Here is a 22,130-nt window from a genome sequence, read left to right on the forward strand (position 1 = left end):
CTTATTGGATAAAATCGGGTTGGCGACCCGGGGCGGCGCGCTGGAAGGCGGGTTGTACCTGGCAGTGCTCGTACACCGCCATCACCCGTGGGTAGGCGTGCAGGTCGCAGCCCATGCGCTCGGCGTTGGCCACTTGCGGCACCAGGCAGCAATCCGCCAGGGTGGGTTGCTCGCCAAAGCAGTGCGGCCCATCGCCATGACGTTGCAGCAAGGCTTCGAGCGCAGCCAGGCCTTCGGCCACCCAGTGGGCGTACCAGCGGTCTTTCTCCTCAGGCCCCACTTCCAGCACGCGTTGCAGGTAACCCAGCACGCGCACGTTGTTTAGCGGGTGGATATCGCAGGCGATCAACTGTGCGACTTCCAGCACCCGTGCGCGGAGCAGCGGCTGTTTGGGTAGCAACGGCGCCTGGGGGTACAGCGCGTCGAGGTAGTCAATAATGGCCAGCGATTGGGTCAGGCTGACGCCGTCATTGCCGACCAGCACCGGTACGCCGCCAATCGGGCTGAGTTCACGGTGCTGCGCCTGGCGTTGTTCACCGGCGCGCAGGTTGACACCGTGGTAGTCCACCTCCAGGCCTTTGAGGGCAAGGGCGATGCGCACCCGATACGACGTGGAACTGTTGAAAAAACTGTAGAGCTGCATGGCAGTATTCCTGCTCGATCAGAGCGTGACGTGGGTATTGGCGCGCAGTGCGGTGGCAGGCTGCGCGCCCTTGAAGAAGATCGCCGCAGCGGCCAGCACAGCCGGCAGCATGAGCACGCCGAACAGCACCTCGAAGGACAACCCGGCATCCACCAACAGCGCGCCGCCGAAGGTGCCGCACACCGAACCGATACGCCCTACCCCATGCGCCCAACTCACCCCCGTGGCGCGGCTGGCGGTGGGGTAAAACGCGGCCGCCAGGGCATTGGCGCCGACCTGCGAGCCGCTGATGAAAAAGCCCATGCCGGCAACGCTCAGGCCCAGCATTGCGTAGTCGCCGTGGCATTGGCCGATGGCGAACAGGCACGCCGCGCCGCCAAGCAGGGCTAGCACCAGCACGTTGTGTGGGTCGAAACGGTCCATGGCTGCGCCCAGGCACAGCGCGCCAAGCGTGCCGCCAATCTGGAACAGCGCGCTGACCAGCGCTGCCTGGCTCAGGCTAAGGCCCGTGTCGCGCACCAGCAGTGGCAGCCAGTTGGTCATGCCGTAGATGATCAGCAGGCTCATGAAGAACGCCAGCCACAGCGCCAGGGTGCCGCGACGTAACGGCGTGGCGAGAATTTGCCGGACCGGCGAATGCCCTTCCACCACGTTGTCCAGGCGCAAGCCTTGGCAACCCGCCGGCAAAGCACCCATGCGCTGCACGATAGCCAGTGCCTTGGCATCGCCCGGGTTACGCCGCACCAGAAAGCGCACTGACTCGGGCAAGGCCAGTACCAGGATTGGCAGCAACGCCAGCGGCAGCACCCCACCCAGGGCCAGCACGCTGCGCCAGCCGAACACTGGCAGCAGCTGCGCAGCGACCACCCCGCCCAAAGCCGAGCCCAAGGTGAAACCGCAAAACATGCCGGTCACCATCAGCGAACGACGCCGCTGTGGGCAGTACTCGGAGGTCAGGGTGATGGCGTTGGGCATTGCCCCGCCAAGGCCCAGGCCGGTGAGCAGGCGCAGTACCGCCAGGCTGTGCAGGTCCTGGGCAAACGCAGCGGCCAGGCTGAAGGCACCGAAGCAGGCCACCGACAGCAACAGCACGCGCTTGCGGCCGAAGCGGTCGGCCAGCGGCCCGGCCATGAACGCGCCGAGCATCAAACCGACCAACGCCGCGCCCAGCACCGGGCCAAGGTCGGCGGCGCCGATCTGCCAGTGCTCGCGCAATGCCGGGGCAATGAAACCGATCGCCGCCGTGTCCAGGCCATCGATGGCGGTCACCAGAAAACACAGCAACAGGATGCGCCACTGGAAGGTGGCAACCGGTTGGCTGTCGATAAAGGCTTGTACATCCACGGTGTTGTTTTTGTCAGTGGAAGACATGAGCGAAACCTCCGGGCCGGCGCCGCGCGCAGGCCACGTGTAAAACCGGGAGGAAGGGCCGACGGCGCCGGCCCAGGGCAGTCAGATGACGCGGACGTGGAGCTCGCCCAGACCGTCGACCCCGCCCACCATCAACTCACCCGCCACCACCGGGCCAACGCCTTCGGGGGTGCCGGTCATGATCAGGTCGCCGGGCTGCAGTTCGAAGAAACGCGACAGGTAGGCGATGGTTTCCGGCACCGACCAGATCAGCTTGTCGATGTCGCTACGCTGACGGTCCGCGCCCTCTACCTGCAGCCAGATACCGGCCTGCGCCGGGTGGCCGACCTGGCTTGCAGGGTGCAACGGTGCAATTGGCGCGGAGGCGTCGAACGCTTTACCGATCTCCCACGGACGGCCCATCTCGCGCATCTTCATCTGCAGGTCGCGGCGGGTCATGTCCAGGCCAACGGCATAACCGAACACATGCTGGTTGGCCTGCTCCAGCGGAATGTCGCGCCCGCCTTTGCCGATGGCCGCAACCAGCTCGATTTCATAGTGGTAGTTGCTGGTTTCTGCCGGGTACGGCAGCTCCAGGGTCTGGCCCTCGGCCACCGGCACTACGGCGTCGGCCGGCTTGCAGAAGAAGAACGGCGGCTCGCGGTCGGGGTCGAAGCCCATTTCCCGGGCGTGCGCAGCGTAGTTGCGGCCAACGCAGTACACACGGCGTACCGGGAAGCGCTGATCGCTGCCGGCAATCGGCAGGCTGGGGGTAGCGGCAGGTTCGAACAGGTAAGTCATGGCAGGGGTTCCTTGGATCAATGGTGTTCGCGGGCTTCGCGCAGCAGCCCTAGGGCCTCCTGCACCGGCCGGTCGGAATAGCTGAACAGCACGCACTCGTCGTCGGCCTGCAGGCTCAACGGCACCCAGCTCGGCACCACGAAGGTGTCCTTGGGTTCAAAGTGGAAGGTCTGCCCGCCGATGACCGCTCGGCCACGGCCCTCGACCACCGAGTACACGGTGGCGTCGGTGCAACGGGCAGTCTTGCCGACGAAGCCGCGCGGCAGCAGTTGCATGCAGGTGCCGATGGTGGGCATGGCCCAGCCGCCGGTGGCCGGGTTGACGTAGCGCAGCTTCACGCCGTCCCAGGCATCCACTTCGCCCTGGCGTTCAAGCGTGGCCAAGGCTTCGCGGGTGCGCGCATAGGGGTAACTGAAGATCGGCGAGGTGGTGCCCTGTACCTCATGGCGCAGCGGCAGCATGTTGGCGCCGTAACGGGCCAGGCTGTTGCCCTCGGGCCGGCTGACGGGCTGCACCGCTTCAGGGTAGTTCTCGGCAAAACCCGCGCCATAGAAACGCACCGTGGGGATGTCCAGGCCGTCCAGCCAGATCACCGGTTCACCGCCCTCGGCTTCGCTCGGGTTGCCGTGGTCGTGCCAGGTCCAGGACGGGGTGATGATGAAATCGCCCGGGTGCATGGTCGTGCGCTCTCCGTCCACCGCCGTGTAGGCGCCCTTGCCTTCGACCACGAAGCGCAGCGCCGATTGGCTGTGGCGGTGGCTGGGGGCAATTTCGCCCGGCAAGATCAATTGCAGGCCAGCGTACAGGCTGGGGGTGATCGAGGCCTGGCCGCGAATACCCGGGTTTTCCAACACCAGCACCCGGCGCACGGCTTCTTCGGCGCTGATCAGCTGGCCGGCTTCCATCAGATACGGGCGCACTTCGCTGAAGCGCCAAAGCGCGGGAACGCACGTTGTGGTGGGCTGTGCCGGTACCAGGTTGTGCAGTTGCTCCCACAGCGGGAACAACGCCTGGCTGTCGATGCGGTGATAGAAGTCGGCGCGGGCCGTGTCGATGTTGTCGTTGTTATGCATCGCGTCACCTGTGGTGGGCTGTGGAGGGGCGGATGACCGTGGCAGCGCCCCCGTTGTGGGTCCGATTAAACGCCCGCGCCACATACAAAAAAAATGATATTTTCATATGCAGCCATATAAAAAAGATGATGGGAGATACGCCATGCACTGGACCCGCCGCCTGCGCCCGCGCCACTTGCAACTGCTGGTGACCTTGGCCGAAACCGGCAACCTCAGCGACACCGCCCGGCAGGCCTATACCACCCAGCCCGGCCTGTCGAAGTTCCTCAAGGAGCTGGAGGAAGACGCCGGTGCGCTCCTGTTCGAGCGCCATGCCCGCGGCCTGAAGCCGACCGCAGAAGGCACGTTGCTGGTCAACCATGCGCGGCGCATCCTCAGCGAAATGGAGCGGGCGCAGAGCAACCTCGATGCCCTGCGCGAAGGCAATACGCCCAACGTGGCCATCGGCACCTCGCCCGCTTCGGCACCGAGCCTGGTGCCGGATGCCATCCTCTACTTCCTGGAAAAGCACCCGAAAGCGCAGGTATCACTGCAGGAAAGCACCATGAACGTGCTGCTGGAGCGCCTGCAGCTGTGCCAGCTGGACGTGGTGGTCGGGCGGGTCGACAATTACCAGCCGAGCCAGGCGCTGCACAGCGAAATGCTGTTCCGTGAGCCGATGCAGGTGGTCGCCCGCCCCGGCCACCCATTGGCCCAGCGCAAAGGCCTGGGCTGGGACGACCTGTACCAGTACGACTGGCTGCTGTGGCCGCCGGCCACGCCAATTCGCAATCGCCTGGATACCGCCCTGAGCAACGCCGGGCGCAAACCGCTGCCGTGCCGTATCGAGTCGTCATCACTGATGGCCAACCTGTGGTTGATGCAGAACAGCGACATGCTGTCGGTGGCTTCGGGGCGAGTCGCCGAGCATTTCCATGGGCGCGGGTTGCTGCAGCGGCTGGATTTCGAGCTGGAAGCGGAAGGGTCGATTGGCATGTGCTGGCGTGATGAGCCGCATATCGAAGGCGCGGTGCTGGACTTGCTGGAGAGTTTGCGCGAAGCGGCCCGCATGCCGATTCGCAAGCCATCACAGCTCCCGGCCGAACGATCAGGCGACGATGCCGTCATAACCTGAGCCGGTGCCGAAACGCAAAGAGGACGCGAAATGACCCAGCCCGACCCGTCATACGTCAAATGGCTTGAAGACCGCGCCATGCTCAAGGCCTCCCAGGCGCGCGCCAGCCTGTATTCAGGCCAGTCCCGGTTGTGGCAGCAGCCGTACGCCGAAGCTCAGCCCCGCCGCGCCACCGAAATCGCCTCGGTGTGGCTGACGGTGTACCCCGACGCCATCATCGCCCCGCCAGGCTGCTCGGTGCTAGGCGCCCTGGCCCACGAAGCGCTGTGGAAGCGCTTGTCGGATATCGGCATCCAGGGCCTGCACACCGGCCCGATCAAGTTGTCCGGCGGTATTCGCGGTCGCGAACTCACCCCCAGCGTGGACGGCAACTTCGACCGCATCAGCTTTGACATCGACCCGCTGTACGGCAGCGAACAGGAACTGATCCAGATGAGCCGCATGGCTGCGGCGCACAACGCCGTGACCATCGACGACCTGATCCCCTCACACACCGGCAAGGGTGCTGACTTCCGCCTGGCAGAACTGGCACACGGGCCGTACCCGGGGCTGTACCACATGGTCGAAATCCACGAGGAAGACTGGCCGCTGTTGCCGCAAGTGCCCGCCGGCCGTGACGCGGTCAACCTGCTGCCGGCCCAGTGTGACGCGCTCAAGGCCCGCCATTACATCGTCGGCCAACTGCAACGTGTCATCTTCTTCGAGCCAGGTGTGAAGGAAACCGACTGGAGCGCTACACCACCGGTTACCGGCGTGGACGGCAAGACGCGGCGCTGGGTATACCTGCACTATTTCAAGGAAGGCCAGCCGTCTCTGAACTGGCTGGACCCGACCTTCGCCGCCCAGCAAATGATCATTGGCGATGCCTTGCACGCCCTGGACTGCCTGGGCGCCCGTGGCCTGCGCCTGGACGCCAACGGCTTTCTCGGCGTGGAAACACGGGCCAGCGACACCGCCTGGTCGGAAAGCCACCCACTGTCGATTGTCGGCAATCAGCTGATCGGCGGCATGATCCGCAAAGCCGGCGGCTTCAGCTTCCAGGAGCTTAACCTCACCCTGGACGACATCGCGCAGATGTCCAAAGGCGGCGCCGACCTGTCCTACGATTTCATTACCCGGCCGGCCTACCAGCATGCACTGCTGACCGGTGACACCGCATTCCTGCGCCTGATGCTCAAGGAAATGCACGCCTTCGGCATCGACCCGGCTTCGCTGATCCATGCCCTGCAAAACCATGACGAGCTGACCGTGGAACTGGTGCATTTCTGGACCCTGCACGCCCATGACATGTACCTGTACAAGGGGCAGACGCTGCCCGGCAGCATCCTGCGCGAACACATCCGTGAAGAGATTTACGAACGGCTATCGGGCGAGCATGCGCCGTACAACCTGCGCTTCGTCACCAACGGCATCGCCTGCACCACGGCCAGCCTGATTGCCGCAGCACTGGGCCTGCGCGAGCTGGAGCAGATCGGCGCGGCAGAAATCGAACAGATCCAGAAGGTGCACCTGCTGCTGGTCATGTACAACGCCATGCAGCCGGGGGTGGTGGCGTTGTCCGGCTGGGACCTGGTCGGTGCCCTGCCCTTGCCCGCCGACGCGGTGGCCGAGCGCATGCTCGATGGCGACACCCGCTGGATTCACCGGGGCGGTTACGACCTGGCCGGGCTGGACACGCAGGCCGAGCAATCGGTGCGCGGCATGCCCCGTGCACGCGCCCTGTATGGAAGCCTGGACAGCCAGCTGGAAAACAGCGACTCGTTTGCCTGCAAGGTGAAGAAACTGCTGGCCGTACGCCAGGCCTATGGCATCGCCACCAGCCGCCAGGTGCTGGTGCCTGAAGTCAGTAGCCCGGGGTTGCTGGTGATGGTGCACGAACTGCCGGCCGGGCGCGGTATCCAGATCAGCGCGTTGAACTTTGGCCAGGACGTGATTGCGGAGGAACTGCAACTGACCGGGTTCACGCCGGGGCCGGTGGTGGACATGATCAACGAGACCGTTGAAGGCGACCTGACCGAGGATGGGCGCCTGATGGTGAACCTGGACCCGTACGAGGCGCTGTGCCTGCGGATCGTCAACAGCAGCGGGCATGTGTAAACCCGCGCAGAGGCCGACCTTGATTTTGCAGCGCCAGAGGCATAGCGTTCGGGTGATTTCTTTTTGTGCCCAGGAGCAACTCCATGTACACCGGCATCGTCCAGGCCGTCCGCCCTCTGCTTGATGTGACCACCTACCCGGGCCACAACCAGTTCACCATCGACCTCACCCCCGAACTGCTCGACGAACTGAAGATCGGCGCCAGCGTCAGTGTCGAGGGCACTTGCCTGTCGGTCACCGAGATTCACGGTACGCGGGTCAGGTTCGACGCCATGAACGCCACCCTGGAACGCACCAACCTGCGCAATTTCAAGGCCGGCCAAGGCGTCAACATCGAACGCTCGGCAAAAATGAACGCCGAAGTCGGCGGCCACCTGATGGCAGGCCACATCGCCACCACTGCGGAAATCGTCGAGCTGTCCATCAAGGAAACCGGTGCATTCATCAGGTTTCGCATGCCGCCGGAATGGGGCAAGTACGTGTTCCCGCGCGGCTTCATCGGGGTCAACGGCTGCAGCCTGACCGTTGCCGATGTCGACGACAATGTCATCACCATCAACCTGATCCCGGAAACCCTGCGCCAGACCACCTTCGCCCGCTACAAGGCCGGCGAGCTGCTCAATATCGAGGTCGATCACCAGACCATGGTGCTGGTCGACGTGGTGGAGCGCACCCTCAAAGGCACCCTGGCCCGCGAAAAACTGCTGTCCTGAGGCCTGCGCATGCTGCCCAATGCCCTCCCCGCGCGCACGGCCAGGCGGCTGCGGCTGCAAACCCTGCGTGGTCGTGTCGGCCTCGGCCTGGTCGCCGCCCTGTCGGTGCTGGCTGGCATGACCGATGCCATTGGCCTGCTGGCGCTGGGTGACTTCGTGTCGTTCATGAGCGGCAACACCACGCGCCTGGCGGTGGCCATCAGTGAAGCCGACCTGGCCCTGGTGCTGCGCCTGAGTGGCGCGGTATTGGGCTTTGTCGCCGGCAATGCGCTGGGCGTACTGCTGGCGCGCGGCTTTCACCGCCGGGCCTGGCCCGTGTTGCTGGTGGTCGCCGCACTGCTGGGGTTCGCGGCCGTGTGGCCGTTGGCAGCCACCTTCCCGGCATTGCTGGCCGCCACACTGGCCATGGGCATGATCAATGCCGTGGTCGAACAGGTGAACGGCCTGCCCATCGGTCTGACCTACGTTACTGGCGCCCTGTCCCGCTTCGGCCGTGGCCTGGGGCGCTGGCTGCTGGGCGAGCGGCGTAACGGCTGGCGGGTGCAACTGGTGCCTTGGGCCGGCATGCTGTCGGGTGCCGCGCTCGGCGCCTGGTTGCAACAACACCTGGGCCTGCAGGCACTGGCCGGCAGCTGCGCGCTGGCGTGTGTGCTGGCCCTGGTATCGCGGTTCATCCCGCGCGCCTGGCAGCGCGGCTACATGCCTCGCTGACGACCCGCGGCGTGGGTGCTGCTACGCCAGCACCTTGCGCCTGGCCTTCTGCTCGACGATCTGCGCGTCGACGCCCTCTATCTTCTGCTCTGACGTGCCGTGCTGCTCCTGCGGCGGCTTTCGCACGCCCTTGATTTCCGATGCCGCCAGTGCCACGGCGTACCTGTAGCAGCCGGTTCAGCTGTGAACAGCTCTGCAAAAACGAATAGTAGACAATTTGTATAATGCAGATAGACAATGACAAAATGTCGCACTCGACGGCCGATGTGCCGCCTGCGGCATGTCACCGTGCAAGATCGTTAACCGGAGTAGATAAATGCAAAAAGTAACTTCGCTGCCTGGCGATGACGCCCGTCCGGGCTGGTACCACACCAGCCCCAAGCGTCAGCCGCGCCCGGGCCATTCGGGTCGCAAGGAAGCGCGCTGGACCATCATCGGCGCAGGCTTGACCGGCCTGGCAGCGGCGCGCCAGATGGCGTTGAACTTCCCCAATGAAGAGATCGTGCTGGTCGAAGCCCAGGAAGTCGGCTTTGGTTCCGCCGGCCGCAATGCCGGTTTCGCCATTGATGTGCCGCATGACATCGGCGCCAAGGACTACATCGGCGACGTCACCGTCGCGACCAAGATCCTGCGCCTGAATACCCTCGGCCAGGATTACCTGCGCGACATCGTCGAGCGCAACGGCATCGACTGCCAGATGTCTGACTCCGGCAAATACCAGGCCGCCGTCGGCGCCAAGGGCATTGCCATCCTCGAGGCCTACCGCAGTGGCCTGGAGAAAATCGGCTGCAGCTCCACCCTGATCGACGAGCAGGACTTGCCCGCACACATTGGCACCTCGTACTACAAAAAGGCCCTGCACATCCCCGGCACCTTGCTGCTGCAGCCCTCGGCGCTGGTCAAGGGCCTGGCCGACAACCTGCCGGCCAACGTCACCCTGTACGAACACACGCCGATCACCTCGATCGACCAGGGCGACAAGATCACCCTGGTGCATGACCGTGGCACCATCGTCACCGACAAGCTGATCCTGGCCAACAACGGCTTTGCCTCGGCATTCGGTTTCCTCAAGGGCCGCCTGCTGCCGACGTTCCTGTACGCCAGCCTCAGCCGCCAGCTGACCGAGCAAGAGCAAGCCCGCCTGGGTGGCCAGCCGGTCTGGGGCGTGATCCCCGCGCACCCGTTCGGCAGCACTGTGCGCCGCACCGCCGACAACCGCATCCTGATCCGCAACAGCTTCAACTTCTACCCGGACGGCCGCCCACGCGCCAACGCCCTGCAGAGCCATTTGCCGACCCATCGCAAATCGTTCGAGCGGCGCTTCCCGATGCTCGGGAATGTCGAGTTCGAATATTCCTGGAGTGGCGCCATCTGCCTGTCGGAAAACCACGAAGGCTTCTTCGGCCAGCTGGCACCGAACGTGTACGGCGCGCTGTGCTGCAACGGCCTGGGCATCACCCGCGGTACCGCCACCGGCAAGCTGCTGGCCGACTGGCTGGCTGGCGAACGTAACGAGCACATCGACTTCCTGCTGTCGTCGCCAGGCCCGAACAAGACCCCGCCACAGCCGTTCCTGTCCATTGGCGTGAACTCGGTGCTCAAGTGGGGCCAGTTCCGCGCCGGCCTGGAAGTCTGACCACGCGGGCTACCAGGCCCGCCATCTGCCTTGCGTTGCACTATTACCAGATCAAGAGAAAATCATGCGTTCCACTGCCCAACCCGTCATGATCGACGACGTTGAAATCAACAGTTTCCATCAACTGCTCACCCTGCGTACCGGGCTGGGCTGGGTGATGGTCGGTTACATCCTCAGCATCATTGGCGTGGCTACCCTTCCCATGTCGGCTTCGCTACAACTGAGCGGCTTCTGGCAAGGCATGGTCGCCGCCATGGCCCTGCTCGGCGTATTCGCCGGCGGCTTCTTCGGCGGTTGGCTGACCGACCGCATGGGCCGGCAGAAGCTGTTCTTCGTCGCCCCGGCCATCGTCATGCTGTCGTCCGTGGCCATGCTCTGGGTTCAAGATCCGCTGACCCTGTCGCTGCTGCGCCTGCTGTGCGGCCTGGCAGTCGGCATCGAATACACCGCTGCCGGTTCGCTGCTGACCGAGTTCATTCCGCAGAAGTCCCGTGGTTCGCGGCTCTCGCTGCTGACCGTGCTGTGGTTCGTCGGCGCCGCGCTGGCGTACATCGCCGGCAACTTCATGCTGGCCGATGCAGGCCCTGAACAATGGCGCACGGTCATGGCCAGCCCGGCGATCATTGCCGGCCTGCTGCTGGTCGCCCGCCTGGGTACCCCGGAGTCACCGCGCTGGCTGCTGAGCAAAGGCCGCCGCAGAGAAGCCGAGCAAGTCATCCGCAAGGTGTACGGGCGTGACTTTTCGCTGCGCAACATCAGCGACGACAGCGCCCCGGGCGAGGCCATGTCATTCATCGGCGCCCTGCGTGCCGGCTACGGCAAGCGCATCCTGTTCGTGGTGATGTTCTGGGCGTGCGCAGTGATCCCGCTGTTCGCCGTGTATGCCTTCGTGCCCAAGCTGTTCCAGGCACTGCAACTGACCGGCAACCTGGCCGCCTACGGCTCGATGGGCATCACCCTGATACTGGTACTGGGCTGCATCATCGCCACCTGGCTGATCAACTACCTGGGCCGACGCACCATCATCCTCCACAGCTTCCTGTGGTCGGGGCTGGCGCTGCTGGGGCTGGGCCTGTTCCCGGATGCACAGGGCTGGGTGGTGCTGTCGCTGTTCGGTGCCTACGCGCTGTTCATTGGCGGTGCCCAGGTGCTGGAGTTCGTCTACCCGAACGAGCTGTTCCCCACCGAAATCCGCGCATTCGCGGTGGGCATGGGCGCCTCCCTGGCGGCCTTCAGCTCGGCCATCGGTACCTGGCTGGTACCGATTTCGCTGGAGCACTACGGCATCGCCAACACGATGTTCGCTGCAGCGGCGATCACCATGCTGGGGCTGGCTGTGTCACTGGTGCTGGCACCCGAGACCAAGTCGATGAGCCTGCAGGAAGCGGCAGCGCTGTAAAAAAGAAAAGCCGCTGCATGTGCAGCGGCTTTTTCATACCTGAAGGCCTGACGTCAGATACCTTCGCGGGCCAGATCCATGGCGAAGTAGGTCAGGATCAGGTCAGCACCGGCACGCTTGATTGCGCCAATGCTTTCACGCACCACCCGGCCTTCATCGATGGCGCCGGCCAGGCCGCCGAACTTGATCATCGCGTACTCGCCGCTCACCTGATAGGCCGCCAGTGGCAGGCGCGATGCGGCACGGATGTCGGCGATCACGTCAAGGTAGGCGCCCGCCGGCTTGACCATCAGCACGTCTGCCCCTTCCTGCTCGTCCAGTAGCGACTCGCGCACCGCTTCGCGGCGGTTCATCGGGTTCATCTGGTAGCTCTTGCGGTCGCCCTTCAGCGCGGTACCACCGGCTTCACGGAACGGGCCATACAGCGACGAGGCGAACTTGGTTGAATAGGCCATGATCGCCGTGTCATGGAAACCGGCGCCATCCAGCGCGCTGCGGATAGCCTGTACCTGGCCGTCCATTGCCGCCGACGGGGCGATGAAGTCGGCACCGGCAGCGGCGGCGATGACCGCCTGCTTGCCCAGGTTGGCCAGGGTGGCGTCGTTGTCCACACCGTGGTCATGCAGCACACCGCAGTGGCCGTGGCTGGTGTATTCGCAGAAGCAGGTGTCGGACATCACCACCATTTCCGGCACGGTGTCTTTGCAGATGCGCGACATGCGCGCAACCAGGCCGTTTTCGTTCCAGGTGTCGCTGCCAACAGCGTCCAGGTTGTGCGATACGCCAAAGGTCATTACCGACTTGATGCCGGCACGGGCGTAGCGCTCGATTTCCTGGGCCAGCAGCTTTTCGGGGATGCGATTGACACCGGGCATGCTGGTGATCGGCACGAAGTCATCAATGCCCTCTTCGACGAAGATCGGCAGGATCAGGTCTTCCAGGCGGAACTCGGTTTCCTGGAAGATCGTGCGCAGGGACTCGTTCTGGCGCAGGCGGCGGGGACGAACGGACGGGAATTGGTTGGACATGACAGCTCCAGGGCATTTTGAACGGCGTATACCTTATGCCTGTGGCGCGCCAGTGAAAAGGACAAATGACGAGATATTGTCTTGCGTCAAAGGCAATGACTGTTTTGCGCCCTGGTTATCCTGTACGGGCCTCTTCGCGGGCATGCCCGCGAAGAGGCCCGTACAGGCAACCTGTTACTGAAGCCAGGGCGGCGTCGGCTCTTCTGCCTTGGCCGGCCCATGCTCGGCCTCGGCGCGCGCAGCACGGCGGCGGGCGTCATCCATGCGGGCAGCATCGATCTCGCGCATGACCCCCGTCACGTCAGCTTCATGTTCGTCATCCTCGAACACCCCAGACAGCGGGCTGTCGGGAAGCAAGTCACCGGCCTCGTACAGCGCCCACATTTCCTGCGCATACCGGGTGCTTTTCAGCTCCGGCGCAAAACGCCCGAAATAGTGGGCCATGTTGTCAACATCACGCTGCAGCATGTTGAAGGCATGGTTGTTGGCCGCCGCATCCACCGCCTGTGGCAAGTCGATGATCACCGGCCCGTCCGGGCCCAGCAACACGTTGAACTCCGACAGGTCGCCATGCACCAGCCCGGCACACAGCATCAACACGATCTGACGAATGACAAAGGCATGGAACGTGCGGGCATCCTCGGCTTCAAGGTGCACGTCGTTCAACCGTGGCGCGGCGTCGCCATCGGCATCGGTTACCAGCTCCATCAACAGCACGCCGTCCTGGAAGTCGTAGGGCTTGGGCACCCTCACGCCCGCGCTGGCAAGGCGGAACAGCGCCGCCACTTCGGCGTTCTGCCAAGCGTCTTCGGCTTCCTTGCGGCCGTACTTGCTGCCCTTGGCCATGGCCCGGGCCTGACGGCTGTTGCGTACCTTGCGGCCTTCCTGGTACTCGGCGGCCTGGCGGAAGCTGCGCTTGTTGGCTTCTTTATAGACTTTGGCGCAACGTACCTGGCTGCCACAGCGCACCACGTACACGGCGGCCTCCTTGCCACTCATCAACGGCCGCAGTACTTCGTCGACCAGGCCGTCCTCGATCAGGGGTTCGATTCTTTTGGGTGTCTTCATCAGGCTGTGTTCGGGGTCCTGGCTGCGATGGCGGACATCCTCTCACAGCCTGATGCGACTTGCTCGTCTGTCTTCAGACCAGACGTGTCAGGCACCCTGCCCTACGCTGTTCACCGGCACTGCGCGTGCCCGGCGCCGCGTGACCAGCAAGCCGGAACACACCACAAGCACCGCCAGCACCATGGTCGACACCACCTCAAGGCGGTGATCCGGCCGGAACAGCATCAGCACCAATACGCCGCTGATGAACAGGATCACGCCCCAGGTCAGCCACGGGAACAGCCACATGCGATATCCCAACGTCTTGCCCTGTGCAGTCAAGCGTTGGCGCAGGCGCAGCTGGGAAACGGCGATCACCAGGTACACCAGCAGGGCAATGGCGCCAGAGCTTGCCATGAGGAAGCCGAACACCTTGGCCGGCACCAGGTAATTGGCAATCACCGCCAGGAACGCAGCGCCGGTAGACAGCAGCACCGCTACCACCGGTGTGCCGCTGCGGCTGGTCACCTGGGCGCAAGCCGGTGCATCGCCGCGACGGCTCAGCGAATAGACCATGCGCGAAGCGGTGTACAACGACGAGTTAAGGCAGCTGGTCACGGATGTCAGTACCACGAAGTCGATGATGGCCTTGGCATTTGGCACACCCAGGGTATCCAGCACCGTCACGTATGAGCCTTCGGTGGCCAGGCGCGGGTCGGTCCACGGTACCAGTGCAATAACGATGAAGATCGACAGGATGTAGAACAGCGTGATCCGCCAGATCACCGAATTGGTGGCCTTGGAAATGTGCTTGCCCGCCTCGTCTGACTCGGCTGCCGCAATCGTCACCACCTCGGCGCCGAGGAACGAGAACATGGTAATCAGCATGGCGCTGAGCACTGCGCCGAAGCCATTTGGCATGAAACCGCCGGTGTCCCACAGGCGCGAGACGCCGCTGACGCCGGAACCCGGCAACAAACCGAAAATGGCGCATACGCCAAGTGCAATGAAGCTGACGATAGCCACCACCTTGACCAGTGCCAGCCAGAACTCGAATTCGCCGTAGTTCTTCACGCTGAACAGGTTGGTAGCGGTCAGCAGCAACGTGATTACCAGCGACAATACCCAGATCTCCATTTGCGGGACCCAGGAATTGATAATGGTGGCGGCGATGTTGGCTTCGATCGGAATGATCAGCACCCAGAACCACCAATACAGCCAACCGATGGTGTAGCCGGCCCATTTGCCGATGGCGAGGTCGGCATAGGTGGAAAACGACCCGGTATCTGGCGACGCAACCGCCATTTCGGCCAGCATGCGCATCACCAGCACTACCAGGCCACCGGCCAGGATATAGGCCAGGATGGTGGCCGGCCCGGCTTCAGCAATGGCACGGCCAGAGCCGACAAACAGGCCTGCACCGATCACGCCGGCAATGGACAGCATGGTGACATGCCGTGATTTCAATCCATGACTCAAATTGTTCTTGTGGGTTTGCATGGCGCTACCTTGTTGTTTTTGTCATGCCCGCGAAGGGGCCGTCGGCTGGCACGATCACCGACGCAGGCGCGAAAAAGCCCGCCCTGCCCTAAATGGTGAGTAGGGCAGTTCGGGTTGAGTAAGAGGAGACCGCAAAACGTATTACGGGTGTATCAGCTGGCAGCCCGCTGGCTGGCTGCACGATCAGCCTTGGGGAAGTGGCCCCCTTGCAGGCCGACCTGCTCGCACACCTTCTCGACAATGTAGGCGCCGATCGGAATGGCCGAGGTGGCGGCCGGCGACGGCGCATTGCACACGTTGACGCTGCGCGCGGTGTTGACGAACAGGAAGTCGTCAATCAGCTTGCCGTCGCGCGACACTGCCTGGGCGCGTACGCCGGCCGGGTACGGCGTTAGGTCAGCTTTGGTGATGCTCGGGCAGTACTTCTGCACCTGCTTGAGGTAGCCGCCCTTGAACAGCGAGTTTTTCATCTCGATCAGGCCCGGGCGGAAGTTCTTCGCCAGTACCTTGAGAATGCCGGGGGTCGTCAGGGTCTGGAACAGGTCACCAGGGCTGACGTCGGTCTTGCGGTAGCCCTCGCGCTTCATTGCCAGTACGGCGTTGGGGCCGACGGTGACGGTGCCGTCGATCATGCGGGTCAGGTGCACGCCCAGGAACGGCATCGACGGATCAGGAATCGGGTAGATCAGGTGGTTGACGATCTGGTCATGCTGCTTGGGCAGCAGGTAGTACTCGCCACGGAACGGGCAGATCACGAACTCGGTGCGCAGGCCCAGCATGCTCACCACGCGGTCGGCCATCAGGCCCGAGCACGTTACCAGGAAGCGGCTGCGGAATTCGTCGCGCTGCGTGCGCACGATCACTTCGCTAGCCTGTTCCTGCAAACCGACCACTTCGGCGTCATAGCGGATTTCGCCACCGGCACGCTGGAATTGCACGGCCATGGCGGCGGTAACTTCGGTGTAATTGACGATGCCGCTGGACGGCACGAAGATGCCACCCATCCCCACAATATTGGGCTCGCGCTCGCGCAACTCGTCTGCCGACAGCCAGTAGCGCTCCAGGCCATTGGCCTCAGTACGCTCCCACAGCGCCTTCATGCGCTGCATTTCCAGGTCGTTGGTGGCCACCAGCAACTTGCCGCACTCGTCGAAGCGGATGCCGTGCTGGGTGCAGAAGGCCTTGGTGGCCTTGTTGCCTTCCAGACAGAAGCGCGCCTTGAGGCTGCCGGGGGTGTAATACACGCCGGCGTGAATCACGCCGCTGTTGTGGCCGGTCTGGTGGCGGGCCGGGCCGGATTCCTTCTCCAGCAGGAGAATCTTCGCGTCCGGGTAGACCTTGATCAGGTGCATGGCCGTGGACATGCCCACAATGCCACCGCCAATAATGATGAAATCGTACACAGCCTTACCTCACACGCAGGCATTGCCTGGCTGGCTCACCAAGGCCCGCGCGGGCCTTGGTGGCATCGTTTTTTTGCAAAAGCGCATGGGCGGGCGCCCGCCCGGCACCCTTGATTATTGCCCGCGCTGGTACAGCGGTTTGGGGAAGGCGACGTAACCACGCTGACGCATCAGTTCACGGCGCAGGCCCTCGTGCGGGGTGAAGCGGTCGCGGCCATGCAGCCAGAACAGGTTGTTGATCAGCAGGAAGCTGCCTACACCTACCGGTACCGACACCTTCTTCTCGCTGCCTTCCAGCGAGTCGGACAAGGCGTTCAGCCAGATACCTTCCTCGTAGTTTTCCGGCTGCACGAACTGGTCAATGTAGCGCATGGTCGGGCGGCCTTCGCCATCGGTGTCGAACACCGAGTGGAACACATCCTCGGCAACCTTTTTGCTGGGTGGCGCGGTCCAGCGCATTTCGCGGCGTGCCATCGGGTGGCGGAAGAATTCCTCGCACTGCTCCCAGTCGTCCAGGTGCAGCAGCAGCGAGTTGCCACCTTCCATGTTCTTTTCGTCGATCTTCAGCATCAGCACGTAGTCGGTGATCTGGTTCACGAAGGTGCCGTCGTTGTGCAGCTCCATGACCCGGTGCGGTTGGCGCAGGTAGCTGTCGGAGTTGTCGCTGTTGACCACCACGAAGCGCGCATAGAACTGCCCGCTCATGGCGTCGTAGTTGGAACGACCGATCAGGTGTGCACAGGCGGTGGTGAGCTTGACCATGTCCTCGGCCTGGCTCACGTCATCCAGGCCGATCGGGGTAATCAGCATGCCGCCGGTCGCGCGATCGAGGATGGTGTTGAGCAGCACGGGCCGCAAGGTGCCCTGGCACAGCTCATCAAGAATTTCACCTACCCGGAAACGCAGGAACGATTTGTATTCCAGCGCCTGCACCGGCCATTGGGCAACGGCCTCGACGAACGCTTCGACGGTTTCGCGGGCAAAGGTCAGTTCCAGCAGGCGCGGCGACTGTTTCGAGGGCGCGATGGTGTAACCACGCGGTTCGAGCGGCAGCGGCATCACAAGTTCGTCGATCTGCGTAAAGGCGTTCATGGCAGTGTCCTGGCAAAAAGGTGGTTGGCGCTATCCAGTGATGACCTGGATCAGTGCGGGCGAGCTAAAAATATCGCCACCCAATAAAAATGTCTACATTTTTATCTTTCATAGCCATTACCAATGATTGTCCATTGTTTTTCGTCCGCAGACGGTTTCGGTATGATCGCCAAAACGTTTTGAGGAACAGGATCTTGGAAGCGCTCGCCCCCCGACAAAACTCAGCATTCAGCGGGTATGAGAGGCTCAAGAAGGACATCATCCGTGGCGTGTTCAAGCCCGGTGAAAAACTGTTGATGAGCGCCCTGAAGGAACGCTACGACCTGGGCGTGGGCCCGCTGCGCGAAGCGCTGTCGCAACTGGTGGCCGAACACCTGGTCAACGCCATCAGCCAGAAAGGCTACCGGGTGGCGCCCATGTCGCTGGACGAGATGAACGACATCTACGATGCCCGCGCCAACCTGGAGGCGATGATCATTGCCTTGGCCATCGAGCGCGGTGATGACGCCTGGGAGGCATCAGTGCTGGCTCACTCGCATACACTGGCCAAGGTCGTGGAAGTAAAAACCCGCGAACAGCGCCTGGATGTGTGGGACGAACGGCACAAGGCGTTTCATACCGCCATTGCCTCGGGCTGCGGTTCCAAGCACCTGCTGCAGGCGCGCACCTACCTGTTCGACCAGGCCGAGCGTTATCGCCACCTGTGGCTGACGCAGACGGTGTTTTCCGAACAGGCGCTGGAGCTCAAGCGCCAGGAGCATGCGGCACTGGTGGAGGTGATTCTCGCCCGCGACGCCAAGCGCGCCAGCGCCATGATGCGCTCGCACCTGATGACGCCGGTGCCGATCATTGCGCAGATCATGCATGCCGAGGGTATCGGCGCACGCTAGATGAATTTTTCTTAAATCGCCGGTTGTCTATTCTTTGGCACAATCAAATCTCTATTAGATGCCCAGGAACCAGCATGCCTCGCGTACTGACCATCGAAGACGACGCCGTCACCGGCCAGGAAATCGTCGCCGAACTTACCAGCCACGGCCTGGACGTGGATTGGGCCGACAATGGCCGTGAAGGCCTGGCCAAAGCCATTGCCGGCGGCTACGACCTGATCACCCTCGACCGCATGCTGCCCGAGGTCGACGGCCTGACCATCGTTACCACCCTGCGCAGCCTCAAGATCGCCACGCCGATCCTGATGATCAGCGCCCTCTCCGACGTCGATGAGCGGGTGCGCGGCCTGCGTGCCGGCGGTGACGACTACCTGACCAAGCCGTTCGCCTCCGACGAGATGGCTGCGCGGGTCGAGGTATTGCTGCGCCGCAACAGCGTGCCCATGACCCAGACCCGCCTGCAGGTCGCCGACCTGCAGCTGGACCTGATCAGCCACGAGGCGCGCCGTGGTGACAATACCCTCAACCTGTTGCCCACCGAGTACAAGCTGCTGGAGTACCTGATGCGCCACAGCGGCCAGGTGATCACGCGGATGATGATTTTCGAGGAAGTCTGGGGCTACCACTTCGACCCGGGCACCAACCTGATCGACGTGCACATCGGCCGCCTGCGCAAGAAGATCGACTCCCCCGGCCAGTCGCCGCTGATCCGTACGGTACGGGGCTCCGGCTATGCCATTGCTGAACCCGTCTAAAGGCTGGAGCTCTTCGACCAGCCGCCTGCTGGCGCTGTACAGCTTTTTGTTTGTGGCCTGGAGCAGCATCCTCATGGGGGTGCTGTATTTCGAGGTGTCCAGCTACCTGAACAAACTCACCCGCCACTCCATGCTGCAACGCCAGCACCTGTTCGCGCACATGAGCGGCAAGCAGCTGGATGACGCCCTGATCGCCAGCCAGGCCTTCGAAGAGCGCAGCTTCGACGCCTATGGCCTGTTTGACGCACAGCTCAACCCGATGGGCGGCAGTGTGCGTGCCCTGCCACCGGAGCTCAGGCTGGACGGCAAGATCCATGAGTTGAAACGCTGCCTGGATGCCGACGACCCACACCTGCCGCGCGACAGCTGCGATGCGGTGGCGATCAAAGTGCAAGATGGCCGTTGGCTGGTACTGTTCCGCGATAACGGCTCACTGTTCGTGGTGACCCGGATCATTCTCGATGCCCTGCTCTGGGGTATCTCCTTGACGCTGATCCCAGGCTTTGCAGGCTGGTATTTGTTGCGCCGTCGGCCGCTAAAGCGTATCCGCGCGATCCAGGCCCAGGCCGAGCTTATCGTCGCGGGTGACCTGACTCACCGCCTGCCCTTGTCGGCCAGGCGCGACGAACTGGACATGCTGGCCGCCATCGTCAACGCCATGCTCGACCGTATCGAGCGGTTGATGCATGAGGTGAAGGGTGTGTGCGACAACATTGCCCATGACCTGCGTACCCCTCTGACTCGTCTGCGCGCCCAGCTGTACCGCATTCGCCAGCAGAGCGATGTGGACTCTGCGCAAGCCGAGGCGCTGGACCAGGCCATTGGCGAAACCGACACCCTGATGGCACGTTTTCGCGGATTGTTACGCATCAGCGAACTGGAAGACCGCCAGCGCCGGGCCGGGTTCGTCCAGCTTGATCCGCATGATTTGCTGGTTGAACTGCACGATTTTTACCTGCCGTTGGCCGAAGATGGTGGTATTCATCTGGAATTGCACCAGCCCGCGCAGCTGCCGGCTCTGCACGGTGACCGCGAACTGCTGTTCGAGGCACTGGCCAACCTGGTGGGCAACGCTATCAAGTTCACGCCCGAAGGCGGGCAAGTGGGGATTAGCGCGATAGTGGACGACAACCGCCTGCAATTGGCCATCGAGGACAGTGGGCCGGGTATTCCCGAGGAAGAGCGTACTGCGGTGTTGAAGCGGTTCTATCGCAGCGATGAAGGCCATCGCCATGCCGGGTTCGGGCTGGGGTTGTCGATCGTTGCGGCGATCGTCGACCTGCACGGGTTCGGATTGGAGATTGGGGAAAGCCAATTGGGCGGGGCAAAGCTTGTGCTGCACTGCCCATTAGCCGGGCAGGCCAAGTAGAACCGGGGGCCGCTTTGCGGCCCATCGCGACACAAGGCCGCTCCTACAGGGGATCGCATAATCCTGCAGGAGCGGCCTTGTGTCGCGATGGGCTGCAAAGCAGCCCCTATACACCGATCAGTCAGCCAGACGCCAGGTCGTAGTACCCTTGCTGTCTTCCAGCACCACGCCCATGGCGGTCAACTGGTCGCGAATCCGGTCCGACTCGGCCCAGTTCTTGTCCACACGCGCTTGAAGCCGCGCCTGAATCAGGCTTTCAACCTCGGCCGCATCGACCTTGCCTTCGGCGCCCGCTCGCAGGAAGTCATCGGCTTCCAGCTGCAGCACACCCAGCACATCACCCAGCTCACGCAGACGACCCGCCAGGCCGGCAGCGGCCTCCGGGTCGCTGTCGCGCAGGCGGTTGATCTCACGCACAAGGTCGAACAGCACGGCACAGGCTTCGGGGGTACCGAAGTCGTCGTTCATCGCCACACTGAAGCGCTCGACGAACGCTTCGCCACCCTTGGCTGCCACGCGTGGCAAGCCGCGCAGGGCGTGGTAGAAGCGCTCCAGCGCACCCTTGGCGTCACGCAGGCTGTCTTCGGAGTAGTTGATCGCGCTGCGGTAGTGGCTGGCCACCAGCAGGTAACGCACCACTTCCGGGTGGTACTTTTCCAGCACGTCACGGATGGTGAAGAAGTTGTTCAACGACTTGGACATCTTCTCGCCATTGATACGGATCATGCCGCAGTGCATCCAGGCGTTGGCGTACTGCTTGCCAGTGGCCGCTTCGCTCTGGGCAATCTCGTTCTCGTGGTGCGGGAACTCCAGGTCGCTGCCACCGCCGTGGATGTCGAAGCTCTCGCCCAGGCAGCACGTGGACATCACCGAGCACTCGATGTGCCAGCCCGGACGGCCCGGGCCCCATGGCGACTCCCAGCTCGGCTCGCCCGGCTTCACGCCCTTCCACAGCACGAAGTCCAGCGGGTCTTGCTTGGCTTCGTCGACCTCGATGCGCGCGCCGATGCGCAGGTCTTCGATCTTCTTGCGCGACAGTTTGCCGTAACCGACGAACTTGCCGACGCGGTAGTACACGTCGCCATTGCCCGGGGCGTAGGCGTAACCCTTGTCGATCAGGGTCTGGATCATCGCGTGCATGCCGGCGATATGGTCGGTGGCACGCGGCTCCTGGTCTGGCGGCAGGATGTTCAGGCGGCGCTCGTCTTCGTGCATCGCATCGATCATGCGGGCGGTCAAGGCGTCGAAGGTTTCGCCGTTCTCGTTGGCCCGGTTGATGATCTTGTCATCGATGTCGGTGATGTTGCGCACGTAGGTCAGGTCGTAGCCGCTCTTGCGCAGCCAACGGGTGACCAGGTCGAAGGCCACCATGCTGCGGCCATGGCCCAGGTGGCAGTAGTCGTACACGGTCATGCCGCACACGTACATGCGCACCTTGTTGCCATCCAGCGGCTTGAAGGTTTCCTTCGCTTTGCTCAGGGTGTTGTAGATGGTAAGCACGGCGTTTCC

The 22,130-nt window shown here is 63.3% G+C and carries 20 protein-coding genes; 9 read left to right on the forward strand and 11 right to left on the reverse strand.

The window, feature by feature from the left end:
• Nucleotide 1: 1 nt before the first annotated feature.
• The 4 genes from maiA to gtdA form a co-directional block, all read right to left on the reverse strand.
• A complete protein-coding gene (gene maiA, locus QQ992_RS14055) occupies nt 2-643 on the reverse strand; it encodes a maleylacetoacetate isomerase (RefSeq protein WP_286109974.1) in 642 nt (213 codons plus the stop codon).
• An 18-nt stretch (nt 644-661) separates the two neighbouring features.
• Complete coding sequence (locus QQ992_RS14060; RefSeq protein ID WP_286109975.1) at nt 662-2,014, reverse strand: MFS transporter; 1,353 nt, start codon at nt 2,012-2,014, stop codon at nt 662-664.
• An 81-nt stretch (nt 2,015-2,095) separates the two neighbouring features.
• Complete coding sequence (locus QQ992_RS14065) at nt 2,096-2,794, reverse strand: fumarylacetoacetate hydrolase family protein (RefSeq protein WP_286109976.1); 699 nt, start codon at nt 2,792-2,794, stop codon at nt 2,096-2,098.
• A 17-nt stretch (nt 2,795-2,811) separates the two neighbouring features.
• Entirely contained in the window at nt 2,812-3,867 is a 1,056-nt protein-coding gene (gtdA, locus tag QQ992_RS14070; protein ID WP_286109977.1) for a gentisate 1,2-dioxygenase, read from the reverse strand.
• A gap of 142 nt (nt 3,868-4,009) precedes the next feature.
• Between gtdA and QQ992_RS14075 the strand changes: the two genes are divergently transcribed.
• The 4 genes from QQ992_RS14075 to QQ992_RS14090 all read left to right on the forward strand — a co-directional run bounded on the left by QQ992_RS14075 (nt 4,010) and on the right by QQ992_RS14090 (nt 8,502).
• Complete coding sequence (locus QQ992_RS14075) at nt 4,010-4,981, forward strand: LysR substrate-binding domain-containing protein (protein WP_286109978.1); 972 nt, start codon at nt 4,010-4,012, stop codon at nt 4,979-4,981.
• A gap of 30 nt (nt 4,982-5,011) precedes the next feature.
• Nucleotides 5,012-7,078 carry a maltose alpha-D-glucosyltransferase gene (gene treS / locus QQ992_RS14080; RefSeq protein ID WP_286109979.1) on the forward strand — a complete coding sequence of 689 codons (2,067 nt, stop codon included), beginning with the start codon at nt 5,012-5,014 and terminating at the stop codon, nt 7,076-7,078.
• Between the two features lie 83 nt (nt 7,079-7,161).
• Complete coding sequence (locus QQ992_RS14085; protein ID WP_286109980.1) at nt 7,162-7,791, forward strand: riboflavin synthase subunit alpha; 630 nt, start codon at nt 7,162-7,164, stop codon at nt 7,789-7,791.
• 9 nt (nt 7,792-7,800) lie between these two features.
• Nucleotides 7,801-8,502: a YoaK family protein gene (locus QQ992_RS14090; RefSeq protein ID WP_119370138.1), complete on the forward strand. Its 702-nt coding sequence runs from the start codon at nt 7,801-7,803 to the stop codon at nt 8,500-8,502.
• A gap of 21 nt (nt 8,503-8,523) precedes the next feature.
• Here QQ992_RS14090 and QQ992_RS14095 read toward each other — a convergent pair whose 3' ends face one another.
• The gene (locus QQ992_RS14095) at nt 8,524-8,658 is read right to left on the reverse strand and encodes a hypothetical protein (protein WP_286109981.1); all 135 of its coding nucleotides are present in this window, start codon (nt 8,656-8,658) and stop codon (nt 8,524-8,526) included.
• Between the two features lie 160 nt (nt 8,659-8,818).
• On the opposite strand from QQ992_RS14095, the gene QQ992_RS14100 reads away from it, so the two are divergent.
• A complete protein-coding gene (locus QQ992_RS14100; RefSeq protein WP_286109982.1) occupies nt 8,819-10,138 on the forward strand; it encodes an NAD(P)/FAD-dependent oxidoreductase in 1,320 nt (439 codons plus the stop codon).
• A 64-nt stretch (nt 10,139-10,202) separates the two neighbouring features.
• Nucleotides 10,203-11,537: an MFS transporter gene (locus tag QQ992_RS14105; RefSeq protein WP_286109983.1), complete on the forward strand. Its 1,335-nt coding sequence runs from the start codon at nt 10,203-10,205 to the stop codon at nt 11,535-11,537.
• A 53-nt stretch (nt 11,538-11,590) separates the two neighbouring features.
• On the opposite strand, the gene hemB is transcribed toward QQ992_RS14105, so the two are convergent.
• The 5 genes from hemB to glaH all read right to left on the reverse strand — a co-directional run bounded on the left by hemB (nt 11,591) and on the right by glaH (nt 17,607).
• Entirely contained in the window at nt 11,591-12,565 is a 975-nt protein-coding gene (gene hemB, locus QQ992_RS14110) for a porphobilinogen synthase (RefSeq protein WP_013972900.1), read from the reverse strand.
• Nucleotides 12,566-12,739: 174 nt separating this feature from the next.
• Nucleotides 12,740-13,633 carry a PA4780 family RIO1-like protein kinase gene (locus tag QQ992_RS14115; protein ID WP_183674279.1) on the reverse strand — a complete coding sequence of 298 codons (894 nt, stop codon included), beginning with the start codon at nt 13,631-13,633 and terminating at the stop codon, nt 12,740-12,742.
• Nucleotides 13,634-13,720: 87 nt separating this feature from the next.
• Complete coding sequence (gabP, locus tag QQ992_RS14120) at nt 13,721-15,112, reverse strand: GABA permease (RefSeq protein WP_019097041.1); 1,392 nt, start codon at nt 15,110-15,112, stop codon at nt 13,721-13,723.
• A gap of 152 nt (nt 15,113-15,264) precedes the next feature.
• Nucleotides 15,265-16,515: an L-2-hydroxyglutarate oxidase gene (gene lhgO / locus QQ992_RS14125; RefSeq protein WP_286109984.1), complete on the reverse strand. Its 1,251-nt coding sequence runs from the start codon at nt 16,513-16,515 to the stop codon at nt 15,265-15,267.
• Between the two features lie 114 nt (nt 16,516-16,629).
• Complete coding sequence (glaH, locus tag QQ992_RS14130; RefSeq protein WP_286109985.1) at nt 16,630-17,607, reverse strand: glutarate dioxygenase GlaH; 978 nt, start codon at nt 17,605-17,607, stop codon at nt 16,630-16,632.
• Between the two features lie 194 nt (nt 17,608-17,801).
• Here glaH and csiR point away from each other — a divergent pair, with 194 nt between their 5' ends.
• The 3 genes from csiR to QQ992_RS14145 all read left to right on the forward strand — a co-directional run bounded on the left by csiR (nt 17,802) and on the right by QQ992_RS14145 (nt 20,621).
• Entirely contained in the window at nt 17,802-18,497 is a 696-nt protein-coding gene (csiR, locus tag QQ992_RS14135) for a DNA-binding transcriptional regulator CsiR (protein ID WP_012272506.1), read from the forward strand.
• A gap of 74 nt (nt 18,498-18,571) precedes the next feature.
• Nucleotides 18,572-19,252, forward strand: coding sequence for a response regulator transcription factor (locus QQ992_RS14140; RefSeq protein WP_016714103.1), 681 nt, complete (start codon nt 18,572-18,574; stop codon nt 19,250-19,252).
• Nucleotides 19,230-20,621 carry a sensor histidine kinase gene (locus QQ992_RS14145; protein ID WP_286109986.1) on the forward strand — a complete coding sequence of 464 codons (1,392 nt, stop codon included), beginning with the start codon at nt 19,230-19,232 and terminating at the stop codon, nt 20,619-20,621. Before QQ992_RS14140 ends, QQ992_RS14145 begins: the two co-directional genes overlap by 23 nt.
• Nucleotides 20,622-20,738: 117 nt before the next feature.
• On the opposite strand, the gene cysS is transcribed toward QQ992_RS14145, so the two are convergent.
• Entirely contained in the window at nt 20,739-22,121 is a 1,383-nt protein-coding gene (gene cysS / locus QQ992_RS14150; protein ID WP_286109987.1) for a cysteine--tRNA ligase, read from the reverse strand.
• Between the last annotated feature and the right edge of the window lie 9 nt (nt 22,122-22,130).

It is taken from the genome of Pseudomonas kurunegalensis (genome assembly GCF_030291635.1).
In the GTDB taxonomy this organism is placed as follows: domain Bacteria; phylum Pseudomonadota; class Gammaproteobacteria; order Pseudomonadales; family Pseudomonadaceae; genus Aquipseudomonas; species Aquipseudomonas monteilii.